Raw genomic sequence first — 22,316 nt, 5'->3', positions numbered from 1 at the left:
TGACGGAGGCCTGCTGAGCCGCCGATGCGCATCCGCAAGCTCCGCCTTTCAGGTTTCAAGAGCTTCGTCGAGCCGGCCGAGCTGATCATCGAACGCGGCCTGACGGGGATTGTCGGGCCGAATGGGTGCGGCAAATCCAACCTGCTCGAAGCGATCCGCTGGGTAATGGGCGAATCCAGCGCCAAGTCGATGCGCGGCGGCGGCATGGAGGATGTGATCTTCGCCGGCACGACCAGCCGGCCGGCGCGAGACTTCGCCGAGGTCACGCTGTTCACCGAGCGCCCCGAAGCCGAGGCCGACGAGGATCGCGAGGTCGAGGTCACCCGCCGGATCGAGCGCGGCGCCGGTTCCGCCTACCGCATGAACGGGCGCGACGTGCGCCAGAAGGATGTCGGCCTGCTGTTCGCCGATGCCGCGACCGGCGCCCATTCCCCGGCGCTGGTCAGCCAGGGCCGCATCGCTGCGGTGATCGCCGCCAAGCCCGCCGAGCGGCGCCAGATGCTGGAGGAGGCGGCCGGGATCGCCGGCCTCCATGTCCGCCGCAAGGATGCCGAATCCAAGCTGCGCGCGACCGAGACCAACCTCACCCGGCTCGACGATCTGATCGCCGACATGGAGGCGCGCACCGCCAGCCTGCGCCGCCAGGCCCGGGCCGCGGAGCGCTATAAGTCGCTGAGCGATCAGATCAGGCTGGCGGAGGCGCGGCTGATCTTCTCGCGCTGGCGCGATGCTGCTGCTGCCGCCGAAGCCGCGAAGAAGGAGGCGACCACCGCCGAGGCGCTGGTCAACCAGGCCGCCGAGGCGCAGCGCGGCATCACCGCGCGCCAGGCCGACGCGACCCGCAAGGTCGCCGATGCGCGCGCGGCGGCGCAGACTGCACGCGAGCGCGCGACCGGGCTCGCCCATCGCCTCGCCACCCTGACCGGCGAACTGGAGAGCGTGCGGCGCCGGATCGCCGACATCGCCCAGTCCCGCGACACATTGAGCCGGGATCGGGCGCGAGAGGACCGGCTCGCGATCGATGCGGCGGCGGCGCTGTCGGCGCTGGCCGAGGAGGAAAAGGAACTCGGCCGCCGGATCGAGGAGGCCAAGCTCCGCCAGGCCGCGATCGACGGCCAGGTCCGCGATGCGGAGGCCGAGGCGCGCGAGGCCGAACTGCTGGTCGCCAAGGCGCAGGCCGCCTTTGCCGCTGAGCAGGCCGACATGCGCGTCGCCCAGGCCAATGTCGCGGCGGCACGCCAACGGCTCGACCGGGCCCAGGCCGAGGCGCAGCGCATTGCTCGTGAACTCGGGAATCTGGGTGACGAGGCACCGCTGGTGGCACGTCGCGCCGCCGCCATCGCCGCGCGCGAGGCGGCCGAGCGGGCGATCGCCGAGGCGATGGCTGCGATCGGCGGGGGCGAGGAGGCGCGCGCCGCCGCCGCCCAGCGCCGCGACGAGGCCGAAGCGGCGAGCAGCGCGGCGCGGGCCGCGCTTGCCGCGCTCGAATCCGAGGCACGCTCGCTGGAGAAGGCGGCGAGCGGCGCCGGCAAGGGCGACCGTGCGATCGACCGGATCAAGGCGGGGCGCGGCTATGAGCGCGCGCTGGCGGCGGCGCTGGGCGACGATCTCGATGCGGCGGTGGGCGGCGAGGGGCCGCTGCGCTGGTCGGGAGCGGTGGCGGGCGACGATCCGGCGCTGCCGGCGGGGACCGAGCGGCTCGCCGATCATGTCCAGGGTCCGGCCGAGCTGGCGCGGCGGCTGGCGCAGGTCGCGGTGGTCGATGCCGATGACGGCAGCGTGCAGCTTGCGGTCGGGCAGCGGCTGGTGACGCGCGATGGCCGGATGCGTCGCTGGGATGGCTTCATCGCCGCCAATGTCGGCGCGGCGGCGGCCGAGCGGCTGGTACGCGCCAACCGGCTCTCCGAACTGGAAGCCCAGCTTCCGGCCGCGCGCGCCGAGCTGGAGGCGGCGCAGTCGGCGCTGGCCGAAGCCAATGGCGCGACCGCGTCGGCCAAGGCGGCGATCGATGCCGCCCGCGCCGAATTGAGCCGTGCCGAGGCGGCGCAGCGCAACGCGATCCGCGACGAGGATCAGGCGACCACCGCGATCGAGCGGCTCGCGGCCCAGCAGGCGGCCATGGCCGAGCGGCAGGCGCGCGCCAAGGCCGAAGCCGACGAGGCGACCGAGGCGGTCGAGGCCCAGATGGCGGCGATGCTGGCCCTGCCCGACGGCGAGGCCAGCCGCAGCGAGGTGGACCGGCTGCGCCAGGCGAGCGAGACGGTGCGCGCACGGCTGTTCGAGGCTCGGGGCCAGGCGATGACCCTGGCACAGGCGGCTTCCGCCGACGCGCAGCGGCAGGAGGCGGCCCGCAGCGAGGCAAAGAGCTGGAAGACCCGTGCGGGCGACGCTGCCAACCGCATCGCCGAGATGGATGCGCGTGCCGCCGCGATCGCCAAGGAGACCAAGGCGCTCGAAGGCCGGCCCGAGGAGCTGGCGGCGCTGATCGAGAGCGTCGGCGCCGATGCCCGCGCCGCCGAGACCGCCGATGCCGCCGCGCGCGAGGCCGAGCGGCTCGCCGAGGCCGAACTGCGCGCGATCGAGGCCGGTATGGCCGAGGCGGGCGAGGCGCTCGCCGCTGCCCGCGAGGCGCGCGCGGGGGCACAGGCACGGCTGGAGAATCAGGAGCTCCGCCGGGTCGAGATGAGCCGCATCTCGGGCGAGCGTTTCGAGTGCCCGGCGCCGGCGCTGCCCGAGAAGATCGGCTTCTCGGGCGACGAGGTCGCCGACGGCCAGGCCGAATCGGCGCGGCTCGACCGGCTGACCGCCGACCGCGAGCGGCTGGGACCGGTCAATCTCGTCGCCGAAACCGAGCTCGCCGAGATCGAGGCGCAGTACGGCACCAGCATCGCCGAGCGCGACGAACTGTACGAGGCGATCAGCCGGCTGCGCGGATCGATCGGCAGCCTCAACCGCGAGGGGCGGGCGCGGCTGCTGGCGGCGTTCGAGGCGGTCAACGGCCATTTCAAGCGGCTGTTCGCGACCCTGTTCGGCGGCGGCGAGGCACATCTCGCGCTGATCGACAGCGACGATCCGCTGGAGGCGGGGCTGGAGATCATGGCGCAGCCGCCGGGCAAGAACCTGTCATCGCTGACCCTGCTGTCGGGCGGCGAACAGGCGCTGACCGCGGTCGCGCTGATCTTCGGCCTGTTCCTGACCAATCCGGCGCCGATCTGCGTCCTCGACGAGGTCGATGCGCCGCTGGACGACGCCAATATCGAGCGCTTCTGCGACCTGCTCGTCGCGATGACGCAGGAGACCGAGACCCGCTACCTGATCGTCACCCACAACGCGGTGACGATGAGCCGCATGCATCGCCTGTTCGGCGTGACGATGGTCGAGCGCGGCGTGAGCCGGCTGGTGTCGGTCGACCTCGGCGCCGCGGAGCGGCTGCTCGCGGCGGAGTAGCTACAGTATCTCCCGTACCTTCTCCGGCGGGCGGCCCAGCCGCGCGCCCTTGCTCGTCTCGACCAGGGGGCGTTCGATCAGGATGGGGTCGGCGGCCATCGCGTCGAGGATCGCGTCGTCGCTGGCGCCCTTGAGCGCCTTGGCGCCCTCCTCGGCCTTGCGCAGGCCCTCGGCGGGGCTGATCCCGGCCTTTTTGTAGATCGCGGCGATCTGGGCGCGGGTCGGTGGGGTCTTGAGATATTCGACCACCTCGACCTCGACGCCGGAGGCGCCCTGGAGGATCGCCAGCGCCTCGCGCGACTTGGAGCAGCGCGGGTTGTGCCAGATGGTCGCCTTCATGCCGCCGGCCCCTGCTTCGCGAGCCATTGCTCGAGCCACTTGATAGTATAGTCGCCCTTCTGGAATTCGGGATCGTCGAGCAGCGCCTGGTGGAGCGGGATGGTCGTCTTGACGCCCTCGACCACGAACTCCTCGAGCGCGCGGCGCAGGCGGCGCAAGCAGCCCTCGCGGTCCCGCCCGTAGACGATCAGCTTGGCGATCATCGAATCATAATAAGGCGGGATGCGATAGCCGGCGTAGATGCCGCTATCGACGCGGACGTGCATGCCGCCCGGCGCGTGGAAGGCCTTCACCGTGCCGGGGCTCGGCGCGAATGTGCGCCAATCCTCGGCATTGATGCGGCATTCGATCGCATGGCCGCGGAACTCCAGATCCTCCTGGGCGACCGAAAGCGGCTTGCCCTCGGCGATGCGGATCTGCTCGCGGACCAGATCGAGGCCGGTGATGGCCTCGGTCACCGGATGCTCGACCTGCAGGCGGGTGTTCATCTCGATGAAGTAGAACTCGCCATTCTCGTAGAGGAACTCGATCGTGCCGGCGCCGCGATAGCCCATATCGGCCATGGCGCGGGCGACGATCGCGCCCATCTCGTTGCGCTGGGCGTGGCTGATGACGGGGGAGGGGGCCTCCTCCAGCACCTTCTGGTGGCGGCGCTGGAGCGAACAGTCGCGCTCGCCGACATGGATGGCGTTGCCCTTGCCGTCACCGAATACCTGGAACTCGATGTGGCGCGGATCGCCGAGATATTTTTCCATATAGACGGTCGCATCGCCGAACGCCGCCTTCGCCTCGCTGCCGGCCTGCGCCATCAGCGTTTCGAGTTGGCTCTCCTCGTTCACGACCTTCATGCCGCGTCCGCCGCCGCCCGAGGCGGCCTTGATGATCACCGGATAGCCGATGCGCGCCGCGACCGTGCGGGCCTCCTCGATCGACGTCAGCGGGCCGTCCGATCCCGGCACCAGCGGCAGGCCGAGCTTGGCGGCGGTGGTCTTCGCCTCGATCTTGTCGCCCATCGTCCGGATATGCTCGGGCTTGGGCCCGATCCAGATCATGTTGTGCGATTCGACGATCTCCGCGAACATCGCGTTCTCGGACAGGAAACCGTAGCCCGGATGGATCGCGTCGGCGCCGGATATCTCGGCCGCCGCGATGATGCTGGGGATGTTGAGATAGCTTTCCGACGCAGGGGCCGGGCCGATGCAGACCGACTGGTCGGCGAGCCGGACGTGCATCGCATCGGCATCGGCGGTCGAATGGACCGCGACCGTCTGGATGCCCATCTCATGGCAGGCGCGGTGGATGCGGAGCGCGATCTCACCCCGGTTCGCGATCAGGACCTTGCTGATGGCCATCTGCGTTTACTCGACGACGACGAGCGGCTGGTCATACTCCACCGGCTGGCCGCTCTCGACCAGCAGGGACTTCACCGTGCCCGCACGCGGCGCGGGGATCGCGTTCATCACCTTCATCGCCTCGACGATCAGCAGGGTCTGGCCGGCGGCCACCTTGTCGCCGACGCTGACGAAGGCCTTGCCGCCCGGCTCCGGCGTCAGATAGGCGGTGCCGACCATCGGCGACTTGACCGTGCCGGGGTGATCGGCGGCCGCTTCAGGGGCGGCAGCGGCTTGCGCCGCGACGGCAGGGGCGGGCGCTGCAGCAGCGGCCGGGGCGGCGTAGACCGGCGCGGCGGCGCCGACCGTGATGTTGCGCGCCACCTTGATGCGGCGCTCGCCGTCCTGGACCTCGATCTCGGTCAGGTTGGTATCGTCCAGCAGCGTGGCAAGCTGGCGCACCAGTTCGGGATCGACCTGCATTGCTTTCCCCTGCGATTGTTCGGCCATCAGTTGCTCGTAGATTGTTGATCCGTGGCGGACGCCATTGTCAGAGTCGGGCGGCGGCGTCCAGCGCCAGCATGTAGCTTTGCGCGCCGAAGCCCATGATCGAGCCCTTCGCGGCCTGTCCGACGAAGCTCACATGGCGGAAGGCCTCGCGGGCATGCGGGTTCGACAGATGGACCTCGATCACCGGGATCGTCACCCCCTTGATCGCGTCATGCAGCGCGATCGACGTATGGGTGTAGGCGCCGGGATTGATGATGACGGCCTTCGCGCCCGAGGCGTTGGCCTCCTGGATCCAGTCGACCAGATGCCCCTCATGGTTCGACTGGCGCATGTCGATCTCCAGCCCCAGTTCGAGCGCGCGGTCCTCCAGCATGCCGGCGATGTCGTCGAGCGTGGTCGTCCCGTAGATTTCGGGCTCACGGGTACCGAGCATGTTGAGGTTGGGGCCGTTGAGCACATAGATGACCGGACGATCCGCCACGCGAAGCCTTTCCGTTGCGATGCTGCGACCCGGACCCCTATATGGCCCCCCGACCGAAAGCGAAAGCGCATTAGCAGGTGCGCCGAGGAGACATGATGACCAACCCCGACGGCACGATCCAGCTCCGTATCAACGGCGAGCATCGCCGCGTGATCGCGGGTATGACGATCGCCGAGCTGGCGCTGGAACTGGGGCTGGAACCGGCCAAGGTCGCGGTGGAACGCAATCTGGAGGTTGTGCCGCGCTCCACGCTCGGGCAGGTCGTGCTGGAGGACGGGGACGATCTTGAGATCGTCCATTTCGTTGGTGGTGGCGACCATCCGGTCGCGGGGGGCGACGGGGAGCATCAGGTGGGCGTGGACAGCGGGGACGATGATAGCTGGACGGTGGCGGGGCGGACCTTCAGGTCGCGGCTGATCGTCGGCACCGGCAAGTACAAGGATTTCGCCCAGAACGCTGCTGCGGTCGAAGCGTCGGGGGCCGAGATCGTGACCGTCGCGGTGCGGCGGGTGAATGTCGCCGATCCCAAGGCGCCGATGCTGACCGATTTCATCGACCCGAAGAAGATCGTCTATCTGCCGAACACCGCCGGCTGCTTCACCGGCGAGGAGGCGATCCGCACGCTGCGGCTGGCGCGCGAGGCGGGCGGCTGGGACCTCGTGAAGCTCGAGGTGCTGGGCGAGGCCAAGACGCTCTATCCCGACATGGTCGAGACGCTGCGCGCCACCGAGATACTGGCCAAGGAAGGCTTCAAGCCGATGGTCTATTGCGTCGACGATCCGATCGCGGCGAAGCGTCTGGAAGATGCCGGCGCGGTCGCGATCATGCCGCTGGGCGCGCCGATCGGATCGGGCCTGGGCATTCAGAACCGGGTGACGATCCGCCTGATCGTGGAGGGCACCAAGCTGCCCGTGCTGGTCGATGCGGGCGTCGGCACCGCCTCCGAAGCGTCCTCCGCGATGGAACTGGGCTGCGCGGGCGTGCTGATGAACACCGCGATCGCCGAGGCCAAGAACCCGGTGATGATGGCATCGGCGATGAAGCTGGCGGTGGAGAGCGGACGGCTCGCCTATCGCGCCGGGCGGATGGGGCGACGCATGTACGCCGATCCGTCGAGCCCGCTGGCGGGGCTGATCTAGGGCCGATCGACATTCAGCCCATACCGGCCTGCAAATTGGCGGTTTCCCGTGCTTCCGGTGCTCATATATATTTGAGTATGCTGCGCTCCGGGTCACGGAAAACCACCATTTTCGACCCGGTCTGAACAGAATGTCGATCGGCCCTCGTTCGAGAACAGCGCCCGCCTCGTCATTCCCGCAGAGGCGGGAAGCCATGTCCGTTCCCATGTCAGGCGCCATCGAGGAGGCGAGAGACATGGGCTCCTGCCTTCGCAGGAGCGACGGGAAAAGGGGTGAAGCAGGCCGAATTCCCGGGTGCATGGGGTTGATCGTGCGTTTTTTATTTTTCTCGGCACGTCGTCCCTCGCAGAGCCGCGCCCGCCGTGCGGCATCGGCGGCCTTCCGCCGGGCCGTCTGCAGCCGCAGCATGTCATTGGCGAGCCGGGTGAAGCGACCGCTTTCGCGCACATAACAGCTGATCTCCCGAAACCAGGCGGAGCGCACGCCACGCTTCCAGGCATTGCGGTTGCCACGCGGCGCGCCGCTGCCCCTGCCGCCGTGCATGCGGCAGCGCCGGTGGCCGTGGACGGCGGGGGAGCGGCAGGGCGTGCCGGCGCGGGTGCGGGCGCCGCGATGCGGCGAGGATGGAGGGCTGCACGATCCTGGATGATCCCCGTTGGTTCAGGACCGGCCAAACATGGCATTTCCTGAGGTGAAATTCAAGAACAAAATAAGAACAAATTCTGCGAAGTGCCGTTCAGGCGAAGCGGGGGCCACCGCGGGCGAGCGAATCCATCGCCCAGGTCGGCCGGCTATGTTCGACGATGTCGCGGCTGTCCTGGCGGGCGCGGTGCGCGGCTTCCTCCGCCTTCTTGAGAAGGCTGTCCAGATCCGCGCCCTGCTGGACGTCGATCGCGTATCCGACATGGGCGCGAATGACGAACTCGGCACGGCCCACGGTATAGGGACGGCTGACCGCTGCGACCATCTCGCCGGCCAGTTCCTCGGCGCGGCGGGGCTGCAACAACTCGGGCTGGACGACGGCGAAGATGACGCCGCCCAGCCGCGCAGCCAGTCTGCGGCCGACCATCAGCCGGTCGAGCCGTTCGCCGGCCGCCTGGAGAACGGCGTCGCCCGCCGGATAGCCATGGCTTTCGTTCACCGCCTCGATCCCGTCGAGAATGAGGACGTGGACCGCGATGGTTTCGGCGCGCGGTGTCGACGCGGTGATCTCGGCGAACCGCTCACGCAGCCTGACGGTGTTGGAAAGGCCCGTCAGTTCATCGCGCCGGCCGATCGTCGCCAGCAGCCGCTGCATCGCGAACTGGCGCGAGGCGGCCTGATAGCGGCGCAGCATATTCTCGATCCCGCCGAGCAGGAAGGCGAGGGTGAGCAGGCCGGTGCTCCAGCGCTGGGGTACGAGGAAGCTGGCGACGATCATCGGGACGATGGCGATCAGGGCACTGGGGATACCGATCCATGGCCGCAGCGAGATCCCGGCCGCGACCCCCGCGCCATAGCCGAAGATCAGCCCGACGATCAGCAGCCGGTGCTCATTGGCACCGACGAAGAAGCCCCGTGCCGCGAACAGCCCGAAAAACAGGGCAAAGGCGAAATAGGGAAGGGCGAACCGCCGCTCCAGCTGGCCCGCGCGGACGGCGCCGAAACCCTTTGCCTGCACCTCGTGCCGGTAGAAGAGGAGGAGGGCGATGCGCCACATCGCGGCGACCGACGCCAGCATGAAGAACAGGAACAGCAGCGGATCGGGCCGCTGCGAGACGATCCAGCAGCCGACCAGCAGGAAGCTGATCGCCATGATGATCGTCGGCACCAGCGTTTCGAACAGCGAGCAGACCAGTTCGGCGTAGACATCCTCGGTCAGCCGGGCGCCAGGCATCACGAGTACTCGTGGGGCCGCACGGGACGGGGTGCGGCGGTGTGTACGCCGCCCTGTCCGGTGGTGATGGCGTCCAATGCCGTCATAAGCGGACTATCGTTCCCTGCGGGCGAGGCCCCGTACGGGCTCGCACGACTCCTGCACGGATGGAACGTGCCCGTGCTGGTTTGGAAACGACGTGGCGGCTACTTAGGTATTTGCGCTTAGGCTGTGGATGGGGGCGGTGGCGGGTAGCCATCCCTATTGTCGCCTCCGGACAATTGCGGCCGAACCCGGCTCAAATCGCCCCTATCCCTCTTGGCGGCGTTGGTTGAGTGCCAGATCATCTTCGATGATCGTTCCGTTGCGGACGCCTGCTGCGCTGATAGATTGTTGCCTGATGAGACGAGGGGTTCTTTCCTTGATGATGTTCCTGCCGATCGGTTCTGGAGCAGGTCCCGGCAGCGCCGCAGGCATTTGCGGAAAGCAGGACGAACAGAGCTATCAGCGAAAGGCGGATCTTCCTCGGGGCGTCGTGGAGGCGATCGGAAACGTCATGGCCGACAGGGGCCAGCCCTATCAACGGGGCGACGTCATGCAGAAGGGCGTGCCGCTGTATAGGTTCGTGAGAGCCACCCGATCCGGATGCCGGATCAGGATAAGCTATGAAGGGGGTGGCTTCGTCCAGCAGCAGGGGACGATGTCCCTATATTGGGCGGGCAAGAGGTGGGTTGTCGACCGGTAGGGCGAGCAGGAACTTGGCATAGGCCTGGCAATGGGCGGCAGGCAGTTTGTGGATAATGCGCCGCCCGCTACCCAAATCCTGAAAACGTAAAATCCTGGAGCGTCATTCGCTTTCCGGAGCGAGCCTGTTGAATTTGCTCATCACCTTTTCGGGGAACCGCGTCTTGAAGTTGCGAAGTTCCTGCGCCGCATCCGAGTCGAGCCTTGCCGCGTGTCGCAGCCCGATCCGGTATCCAAGCATGTCACCTCGGTTTCGGTGGGTGATGGCCAGGTTATAAGCCGATGTAGCATCACCCCGGCGCGCTGACCTGCGGAGAAGCGCGATAGCTTTGCCATCGCTGACATAGTCGCTGAGCACAGTAATGGCGGGAGCGAAGTTCCGAGAAGCCAATTTCCGAATTATCGGCAATGCGTGTCCATTTGCCTGACCCGCCAAAATGGCGCAGGCGCGCGCAAATAGCTTTCAGTTTCGGTCATCGTCTGCGGCGGCCATGCCACATGATTACAGCTTCGATGGGGTTGAGGGAATGTTTGGCCCCGTTGCCCTCTCACCGCAACGACTATGTACCGCGATCGGAAGGGAATGGCGGGACCCCGGGTCAGGCCCGGGGTGACGGTGGCGGAATGATGGCGAGGTGGGACGGTGGGCGATCAGGCTGCCCGGTGTGCCGGGGCCGGCTCCGGCGTGCCCTGGCTGCCGACCGCGCCCCAGGCGGTGATCGACACGATCGCCACCAGCGCGAGGCCGAGGCCATATTCGATGGCGGCCAGGCCCCTGATGTCATCCAGCAGCGTCAGCAATCTCCGCACGGCAAACCCATCCTGATCATGTCGTTACGGCCACCGTCGCATCGGCGGGTGAACATCGGCTTGCGGTTGGTGGTTGACGCGGCGTTAAGAGGAGAGTGCGGCACCTTCCTTCACATCCGGGATGGCGGAGGGAGGATGCCCGCTTTCCCAATGCCGAGAAGGAGTGCCGTCATGCCCAAGCTCGATCTCGACTCCATCCCGTTGAGCAGCGGGTGCAGCTATCCGCATCCGTTCAGGGATATCTGCATCGGAGCGACCTGGCGGAAGCTGGGGGATGCGGCGGGGCTGAGTGATTTCGGGGTGAACCTGGTGCGATTGCCGCCGGGCAAATGGTCCAGCCAGCGGCACTGGCACACGGTCGAGGACGAATTCGTGATGGTGCTGGAAGGCGAGGTGGTCGCGGTCGAGGAGACGGGCGAGCATGTGCTGCGCGCAGGCGACTGCATCGGGTGGAAGGCGGGCGATCCCGCCCGGGCGCACCATCTGCAGAACCGGAGCGGGCGGGAGGCCGTCTATCTGGAGGTAGGGACGCGGCGGCCCGATGAGGATGCCTGCGATTATCCGGATATCGACATGGTCGCGCGGGCCGGGGAGGGGTTTTACCGGCATCGCGACGGGACGCGCTATACCGAGGAAGGGTGAGGGAGAAAAAGGGTGAGAGGGCTTCGGCCCGCCTCTCGCTGGTATCTCTCTACAGAGGCCATCCGCGCGGCGGTTTGGCCGAACGCCTCATGGTCTGGAGATGGTTGCCCGGTGGATTCCCGCCTCCGCGGGAATGACGAAGAGAGAGTGCGGGAATGACGAAGAGAGGGTGCGGGATGCACCGAGGGGTAGGGTGCGCGCCGCTTATTCCGCCGCCAGCACGTCGGCAGGCGCGTCCTCGCTGCGGCCCTCGACGATGATGACGAGATGCTCGACCCGGGGTGGGCTCTGGAAATAGGGGCCGCACAGCCTGCGCCATTCGAGGAAGGCGTCCGAATTGCGGAACTCGATCATGTGATCCTCGATCGTCTCCCACTCGACGAACATCCGGTAGCGGCTGGGCTGTTCGAGCGAGCGATGGAGGCGGAAAGCGATGCAGCCCTTCGAGGCGAGGAACAGCTCCCGAGCCTGGACGGCGGCCTGTTCGAAGGCCTGCTCACAACCGGGCTTGATGTCGATTTCCGCAAGTTCCTTGATCATCACGGCTCCTCTTCCGGGCCGTCCTGTCGCATGGCCGGGGGGCGGTCAACGGCCGGCGCGCCGGTCCGGGCGAATAATCCGGGAGATTACCGACTTGCTGTGGCAATAATGGCGCATTTCCGGCTATTTATGCTGCGGTGCGGCAGGATTTGAACGGCGGAAGGGGGCAACGGCGCCGCGCGGAAAATATCCGCCGGGGGCTCTTTCGGTGCCGCGCCGGATGGTGCATGTGACGGGCCGAGCGGTGCTTCGCAGCGCGGGCGCTCTCCGCCCGACCTGCTAAACCCGCTTTCCCTTCCCAATGTGGTCCGATCCTGATCCGTGAATCCCGACAACGACCCAAGAAACGATTTCACCGCGCCGAGCGAACGGCCCGTTCCCACCGTCATCCAGATCGAACGCGGCCTGGTCGTCGCGGCGGTGGTGATCGTGGCGGTGCTGATCGCCTTCATCGCGGCGGGCGGCCTGTATCTGCGCCGCGCGCAGGAGGCCGCGCCGAAACCCGGCGCCGAGCGCCTGTCGGTCGACCTGAGCCGGATCGGGATCAGCAAGCCGGGCCCGCTGAGGATCGACTATGGCCGGCTAGATCGGCGGATGCGCCAGCTGGCGGACAAGCGATCGGTGGTGGGCGTCGCCATCGTCACCATCGAGAACGGGCAGATCAGCTTCGCCAAGGGCTATGGCGTGACCACCGACGGCGAGGAAGGGCGGCCGGTGGATGCGCACACCGTGTTCCGCTGGGCATCGGTGTCCAAGGGCGTCGCCGCGACCCTGCTCGCCAAGATGGCCCAGGAGAAGAAGCTGTCGCTGCGCGATCCGGTGTCGCGCTGGGCGCCGTCGCTGAAGCTGCCGGAGAATGCGCAGGAGGTCGCGACGATCGACAACCTGCTGTCGCAGAGCCTGGGCATCTGGAAGAACGCCTATGACCAGGACCTGGAGGACGGGCGCGACCCCAAGGAGATACGCGGGCGGCTGAACCAGATCCCGCTGCTGTGCCCGCCGGGCAAATGCTACAGCTATCAGAACATCGCCTATGACGCGGCGAGCGAGGCGGCCGAGAATGCCGGGCGCAAGAGCTATGCCGAGCTGACCCAGCAGGAACTGTTCGGGCCGCTGGGCATGCAATCGGCGACGACGACGCGCGAGGGGCTGATGTCCTCCCCCAACTGGGCGCGGCCGCATGAGGGACGGCGCGAGCTCAAGGTGGCCGAGGCCTATTACCGGACGCCGGCGGCGGGCGGGGTGAACAGCTCGATCATCGACCTAGGCATCTGGATGCGTGCGCAGATGGGCGAGGCGCCGCGGGTGCTGTCGAAGCGGCTGCTGAAGGAGATTCATTCGCCCCGCATCCGTACCTTTTCGATCCACCGCCAGCGCGAGCTGGACCAGTCGCTGAAGGAAGCGAGCTACGGCCTGGGCTGGCGGATCTGGCATTATCAGGGCCGGCAGGTGATCGGCCATCGCGGTGCCGTCGCCGGCTATCGCTCGCTGATCCTGTTCGATCCGCTGCTGAAGGCCGGGGTGGGGATGCTGTGGAACTCGACCGCGGTGGAGCCGACCGGCATGCAGCTGGAGGTGATGGACATGCTCTATCACCTGCCGTTCAAGGACTGGACCGAACTGGACAAATAGCGGCGATCAGGCTGCCGTCAGGGCTGCCCCGCGTGCGGGCGGCGGGCGAGCTGCTGCTCGATCAGCGCCTTCAGCGCGGCGAAGCGATAGGGCTTGGGCAGGAAGGCGGCGCCGGCCGGCAGGCGCGATCCGCGCAGATCCAGGAAGCCCGAGACGATGATGATCGCGACCGCCGGCCAGCGGCTGCGCACGGTGAAGGCCAGCTCCACCCCGTCAATGTCCCCGGGCATGCGGACGTCGGTGAACAGCAGATCGATGTCGGGCCGCGCCTCGAGCAGGGCCAGGCCCTCACGGCCATCGCGCGCCTGGAGCGCCTCATAGCCGAATTCCTCCAGCGCGAAGACGGCCGACTGGCGGACATCTTCTTCATCCTCAACGACGAGGACCGACAGGCGACGGCCATCCGCATCATCAAATGACGGTTTCTTCACAGCTTCCCCCAAAACCGTGTCGGCCCGCCATAGGCGCGATCCCCGGCGCCTGCAATGCGCCCGCGAACGATTGCATGCCCCGGCGGACCGGGGATCGCGCGCCTGCGGAAGGCCGATCCCGCCGCGCGCTGAAAGCACAGCTTGACCGGCCGATGCGCTCTCTCCTTTGACATTGGCGGAACCTCGATTAGAGCGGCGCGCATGTCGAGCAAGCCCCGCACCCTGTACGAGAAGATCTGGGACGCGCATGTCGTCGAGCGCCGTGAAGACGGCACCTGCCTGATCTATATCGACCGCCACCTCGTCCATGAGGTCACCAGCCCCCAGGCCTTCGAGGCGCTCCGCGTCGCGGGACGCAAGCTCCGGCGGCCGGACCTGACGCTCGCGGTGCCCGACCACAACCTTCCTACCACCGCGCGGGTCGACGCGCAGGGCGCGCGCATCCCGATCGCGGATGCCGAATCGGCGAGCCAGCTTGCCGCGCTGGAGAAGAACGCGCCCGAGTTCGGCGTGCCCTATATCGACGCGACCGCGCCCGAGCAGGGCATCGTCCATGTCGTGGGGCCCGAGCAGGGCTTCTCGCTGCCAGGCACGACGATCGTCTGCGGCGACAGCCACACCGCCGCGCATGGCGGCCTGGGCGCACTGGCCTTCGGCATCGGCACGTCCGAGATCGAGCATGTCATGGCGACCCAGACGCTGCTGCTCAAGCAGTCCAAGTCGATGGAGATCCGCGTCGAGGGCACGCTGGGCGCGGGCGTGACCCCCAAGGACGTGATCCTGCACATCATCGGCGTGATCGGCGCGGCCGGCGGCACCGGCTATGTCATCGAATATACCGGCAACGTGTTCCGCGAGATGTCGATCGAGGGGCGGCTGACCGTCTCCAACATGTCCATCGAGGCCGGCGCGCGGGCGGGCCTGATCGCGCCCGACGAGGCGACCTTCGTCTATGTGAAGGGACGGCCGATGGCGCCGACCGGCGAGGCATGGGACAAGGCGCTCGCCTGGTGGAAGACGCTGCCGACCGATGCCGGCGCGCAATATGACAAGGTCGTCATCATCGACGCCGCCGACATCGCGCCCTGCCTGACCTGGGGCACCAGCCCTGAGGACGTGGTGCCGATCACCGGCGTGGTTCCCGATCCGGCGGGCTTCGCCGATCCTTCCAAGCAGGTCGCGGCGCAGAAGTCGCTCGACTATATGGGGCTGACGCCGGGCACCCGCATGGACGAGGTGCCGGTCGAGCATGTCTTCATCGGCAGCTGCACCAACAGCCGGATCGAGGACCTGCGCGCCGCCGCCGCGATCGCGCGCGGCCGCAAGGTGGCTGCCAATGTCCGCCAGGCGCTGGTGGTGCCCGGCTCCGGGCTGGTCAAGCGCCAGGCCGAGGCCGAGGGGCTGGACCGCATCTTCATCGAGGCGGGCTTCGAATGGCGCGAGCCGGGCTGCTCGATGTGCCTGGCGATGAACCCGGACAAGGTGCCGGCGGGCGAGCGCTGTGCCTCCACCTCCAACCGCAATTTCGTCGGCCGGCAGGGGCCGGGCGCGCGCACCCACCTCGTCAGCCCCGCCATGGCGGCGGCGGCGGCGGTGACCGGCCATCTGGCCGACGTGCGCGCGCTGGAGCCGGTCGGATGAGGCTGATCGCGGCAGGGCTGGCGGCGCTGCTCGCGGCTTCGGCGGCGAGCGCCGCGCCGGTGCCGGGCACGGTCGACAAGCTGTGGCGGCTCGATTGCGGCCGCAGCCGGGTCAACCAGCTCAACCTGTTCTCGGACACGCAGGCCTATACGGGCCAGACCCGGGAACTGGTCGCCAGCTGCTACCTGATCAAGGATGGCGACGCCTATATGCTGTGGGACAGCGGCTATCCGGTGTCGCTGAAGGGCGCGCCGATCGACGCGGTGAAGCCGATCAGCGCGACGCTGGACAGGACGATCCTCGAGCAGCTGGCGGCGCTGGGCGTCAAGCCCGAGCAGATCGGCCTGATCGGGATCAGCCATTATCATGGCGACCATATCGGCCAGGCCGCCGACTTCCCGAAGGCCAAGCTGGTGATCGGCGCGGGCGACCTGGCGGCCGCGCGCAAGCATGAGCCGACCGCCAAGGCGCTGGCCCCGTGGATGGGCGAGGGCGCCAAGGTGGAAGCCGTTGAGGGCGACAAGGACCTGTTCGGCGACGGCAGCGTGACGATGATTGACCTGCGGGGGCACACGCCCGGCCATCACGGCCTGCTGGTGCGGCTGCCGAAGACCGGCGCCGTGCTGCTGTCGGGCGATGTCGCCCATTTCCACGAGAATCTCGACAGCGACGGCGTGCCCACCTTCAACACCGATCGTGCCGATTCGCTGGCGGCGATGGACCGTTTCCGCAAGCTCGCCAGGTCGCTGAAGGCGATCGCGATCATCCAGCATGATCCGCGCGACGTGGCCAAGCTGCCCGCCTTTCCCCAAGGAGCCGAATGATGAAGCCGATCCGCGAGGTCGAGGGCCGGGCGATCCCGCTGGGCCTGAAAAATATCGATACCGACGTGATCATCCCGGCGCATTATCTGAAGACGATCACCCGCAAGGGGCTCGGCAAGGGTGCGTTCGAGACGATCCGCGCCCAGCCCGGCAACATCTTCGACGATCCCGGATATGCGGGCGCCAACATCCTGATCGCGGGTGATAATTTCGGCTGCGGGTCGAGCCGCGAACATGCCGCCTGGGCGCTCAACGACATGGGGATCGACGCGGTGATCGCGCCGAGCTTCTCCGACATCTTCTCGGGCAACGCCTTCAAGAACGGCATATTGACCGTGGTGCTGCCGCAGGAGGCGGTCGACCGGCTGCTCGAAGTCGCCAAGACCGACCCGATCGGCATCGACCTGGAGCATCAGACGGTGACGACGCCGTTTCAGGACCGCTTCACCTTCGAGATCGATCCGTTCCGCAAGCATTGCCTGCTCAACGGCCTCGACGAGGTGGGCATGACCCTGGCGCAGGACGCGATCATCGCCGGCTTCGAAAGCAAGATGGCGGCGGAGCGGCCCTGGCTGTGAGGGCGCTCGTCTCGGCAGCGACCGGCGGGCCGGAAAGCCTGGTCCTGCGCGAGCTTCCCGATCCGGTGGCGGGGCCGGGCCAGCTGCTGGTCCGCGTGAAGGCCTGCGGGCTGAACTTCCCCGATGCGCTGGTGATCGAGGATAAATATCAGATCCGTCCGCCACGCCCCTTCGCCCCCGGCAGCGAGATCGCGGGCGTCGTCGAGGCGGTGGGCGAGGACGTGACCGGCTGGGCGCCGGGCGACGCTCTGGCCTCCGTCACCCTGCACGGCGGGCTGGCGGAGAAGATCGCGGTGCCTGTAGACGAGGCGTTCCGCCTGCAGGCGGGGCAATCGTTCGAACAAGCGGCGGCGCTGCTGCTGACCTATGGCACGGCGATCCACGCGCTGGTCGACCGCGGCCAGGCGAAGGCTGGCGAGACGCTGCTGGTGCTGGGCGCGGCGGGCGGCGTCGGCATCGCCTCGATCCAGGTCGGCAAGGCGCTGGGGCTGCGGGTGATAGCAGCGGTGTCCAGCGACGAGAAGGCCGCCGAGGCGCGGGCCGCCGGGGCCGACGACGCGCTGGTCTACGGCGCGGCACCGTTCGACCGGGACCAGTCGCGCGCGCTGGCCGATCGCTTCAAGGCGGCGGTGGGCGGCGAGGGGGCCGACATCGTCGTCGATCCCGTCGGTGGCGACTATGCCGAACCGGCCTTCCGCGCGATGGGCTGGAACGGGCGCTATCTGGTGCTCGGCTTCACCGCCGGCATCCCGAAGCTGCCGCTCAACCTGCCGCTGCTCAAGAGCGCGGATGTGCGCGGCGTCGCCTGGGGCGCCTGGGCGGTGCGCGATCCCGAGGGAAACCGGGCGAATGCCGCGCGGCTGTTCGCCTGGCTGGAACAGGGGCTGATCGCGCCGCGCATCGCCGAAACCCTGCCGTTCGAGCGCGCGGCCGAGGGCATCGCCCGGCTGAAGGGGCGCGGCGCCATCGGCAAGCTGGTGGTGTCGCTGGGCTGAGGACGCCCAAGGCGGTTGCGCGCCGCTGCCGCCATGCTTATCTGAAATCCAACAATCCGGCAGACGGGGACGCAATGACAACCTTCGACGATCGCGAACAGGCCTTCGAGAACAAGTTCGCCCATGATCAGGAGATGGCCTTCCGCATCACCGCGCGGCGGAACCGGCTGCTCGGCCAGTGGGCCGCCGGCCTGATGAACCTGACCGCCGCCGAGGCGGACGGCTATGCCAAGTCGGTCGTCCAGGCCGATTTCGAGGAAGCCGGCGACGAGGACGTGATCCGCAAGCTGCTGGGCGACCTGACCACGGCCGGCGTCGACATCGACGATGCCCGCATCCGGGCCGCGCTCGACGCGAAGACGATCGAAGCGCGCCGCCAGCTGATGGAAGGCAAATAAGCCATGCCGATGGCAGCGAGCGAGATCGAGGCGATGATCAAGGCGGCGCTGCCCGATGCGCTGGTCGAGATCACCGATCTTGCCGGCGATGGCGACCATTATGCGGCCCGCGTAGTCAGCGAGACGTTTCGCGGGCTTCCCCGCGTCCGCCAGCACCAGCGCGTCTATGAAGCCCTGGGTGGCCGGATGGGGGGCGTGCTCCACGCGCTCCAGCTGACCACCGCGACGCCCGATTGAGGAAAAGACAATGAGTGACGACGCCCAGACCCGTATCGCGACTGCGGTCAAGTCGGCCGATGTGCTGCTGTTCATGAAGGGCACGCCGCTGTTCCCGCAATGCGGCTTCTCCAGCCGCGCGATCGCCATCCTCGACCATCTCGGCGTCGAATATGCGACCGTCGATGTGCTGCAGGACCCGGCGATCCGCGCCGGGATCAAGGAATATTCGGACTGGCCGACCATCCCCCAGCTCTATGTCGGCGGCGAGTTCGTCGGCGGATCGGACATCATGATGGAGATGTACGAGGCCGGTGAGCTGCTCGAACTGCTCGACCAGAAGGGCATCGCCCACGCCTGAACCTATGTACCGTCATCCCGGGTGAAGCCCGGGATGACGAAATAAGGATGGCACATTTGGGGACCCGGTGACCGGAAGATGCGGCTCCTCCTCGCGCTCGCGGCGCTGGTCATGACCGCTCCCCTGGACGCCAAGCCGATCATCATCGCCCATCGCGGCGCATCGGGCGAGCGGCCCGAGCATACGCTGGCGGCCTATAAGCGCGCGATCGAGCAGGGCGCCGACTATATCGAGCCCGATCTGGTGATGACGAAGGACAATGTCCTCGTCATCCGCCATGAGAACGAGATTTCGGGCACGACCGATGTCGCGAACCATCCCGAGTTCGCCGACCGCCGCACGGCCAAGACGATCGACGGCAAGCCGGTGGTCGGCTGGTTCACCGAGGATTTCACCCTTGCCGAATTGAAGACGCTCCATGCGCGCGAGCGGCTGCCGCAGATCCGCCCGGCGAATATGGGCTGGCTGGAGGAGCGGATCGCCACGCTGGACGAGGCGCTGGCGCTGCTGCGGGGCACGAAGCGCCGGGTGGGCATCTATCCCGAGACCAAGCATCCCAGCTATTTCGCGTCGATCGGCAAGCCGATGGAGAAGGCGCTGGTCGAGGCGCTGGCGCGGGCGGGCTTCACCGGGCGCGACGATCCGGTGTTCCTCCAGTCGTTCGAGGTGACGAACCTCAAGGCGCTGCGCGCGATGACCAGCCTGCGCCTCGTGCAGCTGATCGGCGACGAGCCGCCCTGGGACCAGACCGAGGCGGGCAGCGGCATGACCGTCGCCGACATGGTGAGCCCCGACGGGCTGAAGGCGATCGCCGGCTATGCCGATGCGATCGGCCCGTACAAGCTGCTGATCGAGCCGCGCGACGCGGCGGGGCAGGCGCTGCCGCCGACGACCCTCGTGGCGGACGCGCACGCGGCGGGCCTGCAGGTCCATGCCTGGACCTTCCGCCGCGAGAACATCTTCCTGGCCGCAGGCGACCGGATCGGCGAGGACCAGGCGGCGCGCGGCGACGCGGCGGCGGAGTATCGCCGCTTCCTGGGCTATGGCGTGGACGGGCTGTTCAGCGATTTTCCCGCCGAGGCGGTGGCGGCGCGGGATATGGCAGAAAGATGATCGTCATTCCTGCGCAGGCAGGAATCCATGTCTGTCGCCTTCTCAGATGGCGCCGTCAGCGGAGAGAGACATGGACCCCAGCCTTCGGCTTTGCCGAAGTTTATCCTAAGCGCCTGCAAGGCAGTCGAAGGGCTGGGGTGACGGGAAGTCAGATCTTCGCAGGCCCTTCACAACCGCCGCCGCCGATGCCACATGGGCCCGCATGAGCGAACAGATCGTCGGCGTCGCCCAGATGCAGCATCCCCTGGTGCGCCGGCTGTTGGCCGGCAACCCGGGGCCGTTCACCTATAGCGGCACCCAGACCTATCTGGTCGGGACGCGCGATGTGGCGGTGGTCGATCCGGGCCCCGATCTTCCCGGACATGTCGATGCGATCCTGGCCGCGATCGGGGATGCGCCGCTGAAGGCGATCGTCTGCACCCATACCCATCGCGACCACAGCCCGGCCGCCGTCGAGCTGAAGGCGCGGACCGGTGCGCCGATCATCGGCTGCGCGCCGCTGGTGCTGGACGACAGCGGCCCGCGCGCCGACGCGGCGTTCGATCGGACCTATGTTCCCGACGAGGCGATGGCCGACGAGGCCCGGATCGAGGGCGATGGCTGGACGCTGGAGGCTGTCCATACCCCCGGCCACACCTCCAACCATATCTGCTACGCGCTGCCGGAGGCGCAGGTGCTGTTCACCGGGGACCATGTGATGGGCTGGTCGACATCGGTGATCAGCCCGCCGGACGGCAATATGGGCGACTATCTGGCGAGCCTCGACCGGCTGATGGCCCGCGAGCAGGACAGCCTCTATTTCTCCGCGCATGGCGATCCGATCGAGCGGCCGCACCGCTTCGTCCGTGGCCTGATCGGCCACCGCAAGCAGCGCGAGGGCCAGATATTGCGCCTGCTGGAGAAGGATGTAGCCGCGATCCCCGAGATGGTGAAGCAGATGTATTCGGGCGTCGATCCGCGCCTGCACGGGGCGGCCGGCCTGTCGGTGCTGGCGCATCTGATCGACCTGCAGATGCGTGGTATCGTTCGCAATGATGACGATCTATGGAGTTTGGCGGCGTAGGGCCGTGTTCTGTTTCTTTTTGTCATCCCGGACGTGATCCGGGATCCCGCTTCTCCTGCAAAGTCGGAAGAGGAAGTGGGACCCCGGGTGAAGCCCGGGGTGACGGGCTTGGAGAGTGAAGCGATGAATGCGGTTACCGAGAATCTGACGGGGATCGACCTGCGCGCCGAGATCGATCGGCTGCGCAAGGAACGCAACGCCGTGATCCTCGCCCATTATTACCAGGCCCCGGAGATACAGGATCTCGCCGATTTCGTCGGCGACAGCCTGGACCTGTCGCGCAAGGCGGCGGCCACCGACGCCGAGGTGATCGCCTTCTGCGGGGTGCGCTTCATGGCCGAGGTGGCGAAGATATTGTCGCCCGAGAAGACCGTGATCCTGCCCGACATGGACGCCGGGTGCAGCCTGGAGGACAGCTGCCCGCCCGAGGAATTCGCCCGGTTCCGCGCCGCGCATCCCGACCATCTGGCGCTGACCTACATCAACTGCTCGGCGGCGGTGAAGGCGCATAGCGACATCATCGTCACCTCCTCCTCGGCGGCGACCATCCTGTCGCAGATCCCGCTGGACCAGAAGATCATCTTCGCGCCCGACCGGCATCTGGGCGGCTATTTCGCGCGGACGACCGGACGCGAGATGCTGCTGTGGGAGGGCAGCTGCATCGTCCATGAGGCGTTCTCGGAAACCGAACTGCTCAAGCTCAAGGCCCAGCATCCGGGCGCGCCCGTCGCCGCGCATCCCGAGTGCCCGGTCCATATCCTCGACCATGCCGATTATGTCGGATCGACCCGCGGCATCCTCGACTATGTACTGAACAGCGACGCCGAGACCTTCATCGTCGCGACCGAGCCGCACATCATCCACCAGATGGAGAAGGCGGCGCCGCACAAGACCTTCATCGGCGCGCCCGGCGCGGACGGCAACTGCAACTGCAACATGTGCCCCTATATGGCGCTCAACACGCTGGAGAAGCTCTATATCGCGCTGCGCGACCTGGAGCCGCAGATCCATGTCGACGAGGAGACGCGGGTGAAGGCCAAGCGCTCGCTGGACCGGATGCTGGAGATGACCGGGGGGCTTTCGGGTCCCGATGTGGGCCGGCCGAAGATCTGAACTATAACTCCGTCATGCCAGCGAAGGCTGGCATACATGTCTGCCTCCTTCTCAGATGGCATCTGGCCGGTGAGAGACATGGACCCCAGCCTTCGCTAGGGTGACGGCTGAGG

Annotated in this window: 22 protein-coding genes; 14 read left to right on the top strand and 8 right to left on the bottom strand. The window is 67.7% G+C overall.

What is annotated here, in order from left to right:
- Window positions 1–24 precede the first annotated feature (24 nt).
- Window positions 25–3,447, top strand: coding sequence for a chromosome segregation SMC family protein (locus tag CMV14_RS17050; protein ID WP_066962050.1), 3,423 nt, complete (start codon window positions 25–27; stop codon window positions 3,445–3,447).
- Here CMV14_RS17050 and arsC read toward each other — a convergent pair whose 3' ends face one another.
- The 4 genes from arsC to aroQ are packed head-to-tail and all read right to left on the bottom strand — an operon-like array spanning window position 3,448 to window position 6,108.
- A complete protein-coding gene (gene arsC / locus CMV14_RS17045) occupies window positions 3,448–3,786 on the bottom strand; it encodes an arsenate reductase (glutaredoxin) (protein ID WP_066962407.1) in 339 nt (112 codons plus the stop codon). It lies immediately after the preceding gene.
- A complete protein-coding gene (gene accC, locus CMV14_RS17040) occupies window positions 3,783–5,138 on the bottom strand; it encodes an acetyl-CoA carboxylase biotin carboxylase subunit (RefSeq protein ID WP_066962047.1) in 1,356 nt (451 codons plus the stop codon). The genes arsC and accC overlap by 4 nt, the downstream gene beginning before the upstream one ends.
- Window positions 5,139–5,144: 6 nt before the next feature.
- On the bottom strand, window positions 5,145–5,627 hold the full coding sequence (gene accB, locus CMV14_RS17035; RefSeq protein WP_066962044.1) for an acetyl-CoA carboxylase biotin carboxyl carrier protein: 483 nt from the start codon (window positions 5,625–5,627) through the stop codon (window positions 5,145–5,147).
- 40 nt (window positions 5,628–5,667) lie between these two features.
- Window positions 5,668–6,108 carry a type II 3-dehydroquinate dehydratase gene (gene aroQ, locus CMV14_RS17030; protein WP_066962041.1) on the bottom strand — a complete coding sequence of 147 codons (441 nt, stop codon included), beginning with the start codon at window positions 6,106–6,108 and terminating at the stop codon, window positions 5,668–5,670.
- A 92-nt stretch (window positions 6,109–6,200) separates the two neighbouring features.
- Between aroQ and thiS the strand changes: the two genes are divergently transcribed.
- Window positions 6,201–7,247: a sulfur carrier protein ThiS gene (gene thiS, locus CMV14_RS17025; protein WP_408014337.1), complete on the top strand. Its 1,047-nt coding sequence runs from the start codon at window positions 6,201–6,203 to the stop codon at window positions 7,245–7,247.
- 736 nt (window positions 7,248–7,983) lie between these two features.
- Here thiS and CMV14_RS17020 read toward each other — a convergent pair.
- Window positions 7,984–9,123 (bottom strand): GGDEF domain-containing protein, encoded by a 1,140-nt coding sequence (locus tag CMV14_RS17020; RefSeq protein ID WP_066962037.1) that lies wholly within the window; start codon window positions 9,121–9,123, stop codon window positions 7,984–7,986.
- Window positions 9,124–10,497: 1,374 nt separating this feature from the next.
- Window positions 10,498–10,656, bottom strand: a complete 159-nt coding sequence (locus CMV14_RS26855; protein WP_176488984.1) for a Flp family type IVb pilin — start codon at window positions 10,654–10,656, stop codon at window positions 10,498–10,500.
- Window positions 10,657–10,827: 171 nt separating this feature from the next.
- Between CMV14_RS26855 and CMV14_RS17010 the strand changes: the two genes are divergently transcribed.
- Window positions 10,828–11,298 carry a cupin domain-containing protein gene (locus CMV14_RS17010; RefSeq protein ID WP_066962031.1) on the top strand — a complete coding sequence of 157 codons (471 nt, stop codon included), beginning with the start codon at window positions 10,828–10,830 and terminating at the stop codon, window positions 11,296–11,298.
- Window positions 11,299–11,502: 204 nt separating this feature from the next.
- Here the strand turns inward: CMV14_RS17010 and CMV14_RS17005 are convergent, their stop codons facing one another.
- Window positions 11,503–11,838 carry an antibiotic biosynthesis monooxygenase family protein gene (locus CMV14_RS17005; protein ID WP_066962028.1) on the bottom strand — a complete coding sequence of 112 codons (336 nt, stop codon included), beginning with the start codon at window positions 11,836–11,838 and terminating at the stop codon, window positions 11,503–11,505.
- Between the two features lie 321 nt (window positions 11,839–12,159).
- Between CMV14_RS17005 and CMV14_RS17000 the strand changes: the two genes are divergently transcribed.
- The gene (locus tag CMV14_RS17000) at window positions 12,160–13,470 is read left to right on the top strand and encodes a serine hydrolase domain-containing protein (protein WP_066962025.1); all 1,311 of its coding nucleotides are present in this window, start codon (window positions 12,160–12,162) and stop codon (window positions 13,468–13,470) included.
- Window positions 13,471–13,487: 17 nt separating this feature from the next.
- On the opposite strand, the gene CMV14_RS27205 is transcribed toward CMV14_RS17000, so the two are convergent.
- Entirely contained in the window at window positions 13,488–13,901 is a 414-nt protein-coding gene (locus CMV14_RS27205) for a response regulator (RefSeq protein WP_066962021.1), read from the bottom strand.
- 201 nt (window positions 13,902–14,102) lie between these two features.
- Between CMV14_RS27205 and leuC the strand changes: the two genes are divergently transcribed.
- The 10 genes from leuC (at window position 14,103) to nadA (ending at window position 22,203) form a co-directional block, all read left to right on the top strand.
- Entirely contained in the window at window positions 14,103–15,542 is a 1,440-nt protein-coding gene (gene leuC, locus CMV14_RS16990) for a 3-isopropylmalate dehydratase large subunit (RefSeq protein ID WP_066962019.1), read from the top strand.
- Window positions 15,539–16,366, top strand: a complete 828-nt coding sequence (locus CMV14_RS16985) for an N-acyl homoserine lactonase family protein (RefSeq protein ID WP_066962015.1) — start codon at window positions 15,539–15,541, stop codon at window positions 16,364–16,366. Before leuC ends, CMV14_RS16985 begins: the two co-directional genes overlap by 4 nt.
- Window positions 16,366–16,944: a 3-isopropylmalate dehydratase small subunit gene (gene leuD / locus CMV14_RS16980; protein WP_066962012.1), complete on the top strand. Its 579-nt coding sequence runs from the start codon at window positions 16,366–16,368 to the stop codon at window positions 16,942–16,944. The genes CMV14_RS16985 and leuD overlap by 1 nt, the downstream gene beginning before the upstream one ends.
- A complete protein-coding gene (locus CMV14_RS16975; RefSeq protein ID WP_066962009.1) occupies window positions 16,941–17,939 on the top strand; it encodes an NADPH:quinone oxidoreductase family protein in 999 nt (332 codons plus the stop codon). The genes leuD and CMV14_RS16975 overlap by 4 nt, the downstream gene beginning before the upstream one ends.
- Window positions 17,940–18,013: 74 nt before the next feature.
- Window positions 18,014–18,337, top strand: a complete 324-nt coding sequence (locus CMV14_RS16970) for a DUF1476 domain-containing protein (protein ID WP_066962006.1) — start codon at window positions 18,014–18,016, stop codon at window positions 18,335–18,337.
- A gap of 3 nt (window positions 18,338–18,340) precedes the next feature.
- Window positions 18,341–18,574, top strand: a complete 234-nt coding sequence (locus CMV14_RS16965) for a BolA family protein (RefSeq protein ID WP_066962003.1) — start codon at window positions 18,341–18,343, stop codon at window positions 18,572–18,574.
- A 10-nt stretch (window positions 18,575–18,584) separates the two neighbouring features.
- Complete coding sequence (gene grxD, locus CMV14_RS16960) at window positions 18,585–18,914, top strand: Grx4 family monothiol glutaredoxin (RefSeq protein ID WP_066962001.1); 330 nt, start codon at window positions 18,585–18,587, stop codon at window positions 18,912–18,914.
- A 111-nt stretch (window positions 18,915–19,025) separates the two neighbouring features.
- Window positions 19,026–20,027 carry a glycerophosphodiester phosphodiesterase gene (locus tag CMV14_RS16955; protein ID WP_238147072.1) on the top strand — a complete coding sequence of 334 codons (1,002 nt, stop codon included), beginning with the start codon at window positions 19,026–19,028 and terminating at the stop codon, window positions 20,025–20,027.
- Between the two features lie 202 nt (window positions 20,028–20,229).
- Window positions 20,230–21,090 (top strand): MBL fold metallo-hydrolase, encoded by an 861-nt coding sequence (locus CMV14_RS16950; protein WP_066961995.1) that lies wholly within the window; start codon window positions 20,230–20,232, stop codon window positions 21,088–21,090.
- Window positions 21,091–21,213: 123 nt separating this feature from the next.
- Window positions 21,214–22,203 (top strand): quinolinate synthase NadA, encoded by a 990-nt coding sequence (nadA, locus tag CMV14_RS16945; protein ID WP_066961990.1) that lies wholly within the window; start codon window positions 21,214–21,216, stop codon window positions 22,201–22,203.
- Window positions 22,204–22,316: the final 113 nt, after the last annotated feature.

Source organism: Rhizorhabdus dicambivorans (assembly GCF_002355275.1).
GTDB classification, from domain to species: Bacteria; Pseudomonadota; Alphaproteobacteria; order Sphingomonadales; family Sphingomonadaceae; genus Rhizorhabdus; species Rhizorhabdus dicambivorans.
This window is presented reverse-complemented; position numbering and strand designations above follow the sequence as displayed.

What these genes read in the sequence shown, in the direction of transcription:
- CMV14_RS17050 (WP_066962050.1), top strand. Translation starts at nt 25, where the DNA reads ATGCGCATCCGCAAGCTCCGCCTTTCAGGTTTCAAGAGCTTCGTCGAG.
- CMV14_RS17010 (WP_066962031.1), top strand. Translation starts at nt 10,828, where the DNA reads ATGCCCAAGCTCGATCTCGACTCCATCCCGTTGAGCAGCGGGTGCAGC.
- CMV14_RS16950 (WP_066961995.1), top strand. Translation starts at nt 20,230, where the DNA reads ATGAGCGAACAGATCGTCGGCGTCGCCCAGATGCAGCATCCCCTGGTG.
- leuC (WP_066962019.1), top strand. Translation starts at nt 14,103, where the DNA reads ATGTCGAGCAAGCCCCGCACCCTGTACGAGAAGATCTGGGACGCGCAT.
- CMV14_RS16970 (WP_066962006.1), top strand. Translation starts at nt 18,014, where the DNA reads ATGACAACCTTCGACGATCGCGAACAGGCCTTCGAGAACAAGTTCGCC.
- arsC (WP_066962407.1), bottom strand. Translation starts at nt 3,786, where the DNA reads ATGAAGGCGACCATCTGGCACAACCCGCGCTGCTCCAAGTCGCGCGAG.
- CMV14_RS17005 (WP_066962028.1), bottom strand. Translation starts at nt 11,838, where the DNA reads ATGATCAAGGAACTTGCGGAAATCGACATCAAGCCCGGTTGTGAGCAG.
- CMV14_RS16985 (WP_066962015.1), top strand. Translation starts at nt 15,539, where the DNA reads ATGAGGCTGATCGCGGCAGGGCTGGCGGCGCTGCTCGCGGCTTCGGCG.
- nadA (WP_066961990.1), top strand. Translation starts at nt 21,214, where the DNA reads ATGAATGCGGTTACCGAGAATCTGACGGGGATCGACCTGCGCGCCGAG.
- accB (WP_066962044.1), bottom strand. Translation starts at nt 5,627, where the DNA reads ATGGCCGAACAATCGCAGGGGAAAGCAATGCAGGTCGATCCCGAACTG.
- accC (WP_066962047.1), bottom strand. Translation starts at nt 5,138, where the DNA reads ATGGCCATCAGCAAGGTCCTGATCGCGAACCGGGGTGAGATCGCGCTC.
- CMV14_RS17020 (WP_066962037.1), bottom strand. Translation starts at nt 9,123, where the DNA reads ATGCCTGGCGCCCGGCTGACCGAGGATGTCTACGCCGAACTGGTCTGC.
- thiS (WP_408014337.1), top strand. Translation starts at nt 6,201, where the DNA reads ATGATGACCAACCCCGACGGCACGATCCAGCTCCGTATCAACGGCGAG.
- leuD (WP_066962012.1), top strand. Translation starts at nt 16,366, where the DNA reads ATGAAGCCGATCCGCGAGGTCGAGGGCCGGGCGATCCCGCTGGGCCTG.
- CMV14_RS16965 (WP_066962003.1), top strand. Translation starts at nt 18,341, where the DNA reads ATGCCGATGGCAGCGAGCGAGATCGAGGCGATGATCAAGGCGGCGCTG.
- grxD (WP_066962001.1), top strand. Translation starts at nt 18,585, where the DNA reads ATGAGTGACGACGCCCAGACCCGTATCGCGACTGCGGTCAAGTCGGCC.
- CMV14_RS16955 (WP_238147072.1), top strand. Translation starts at nt 19,026, where the DNA reads ATGACCGCTCCCCTGGACGCCAAGCCGATCATCATCGCCCATCGCGGC.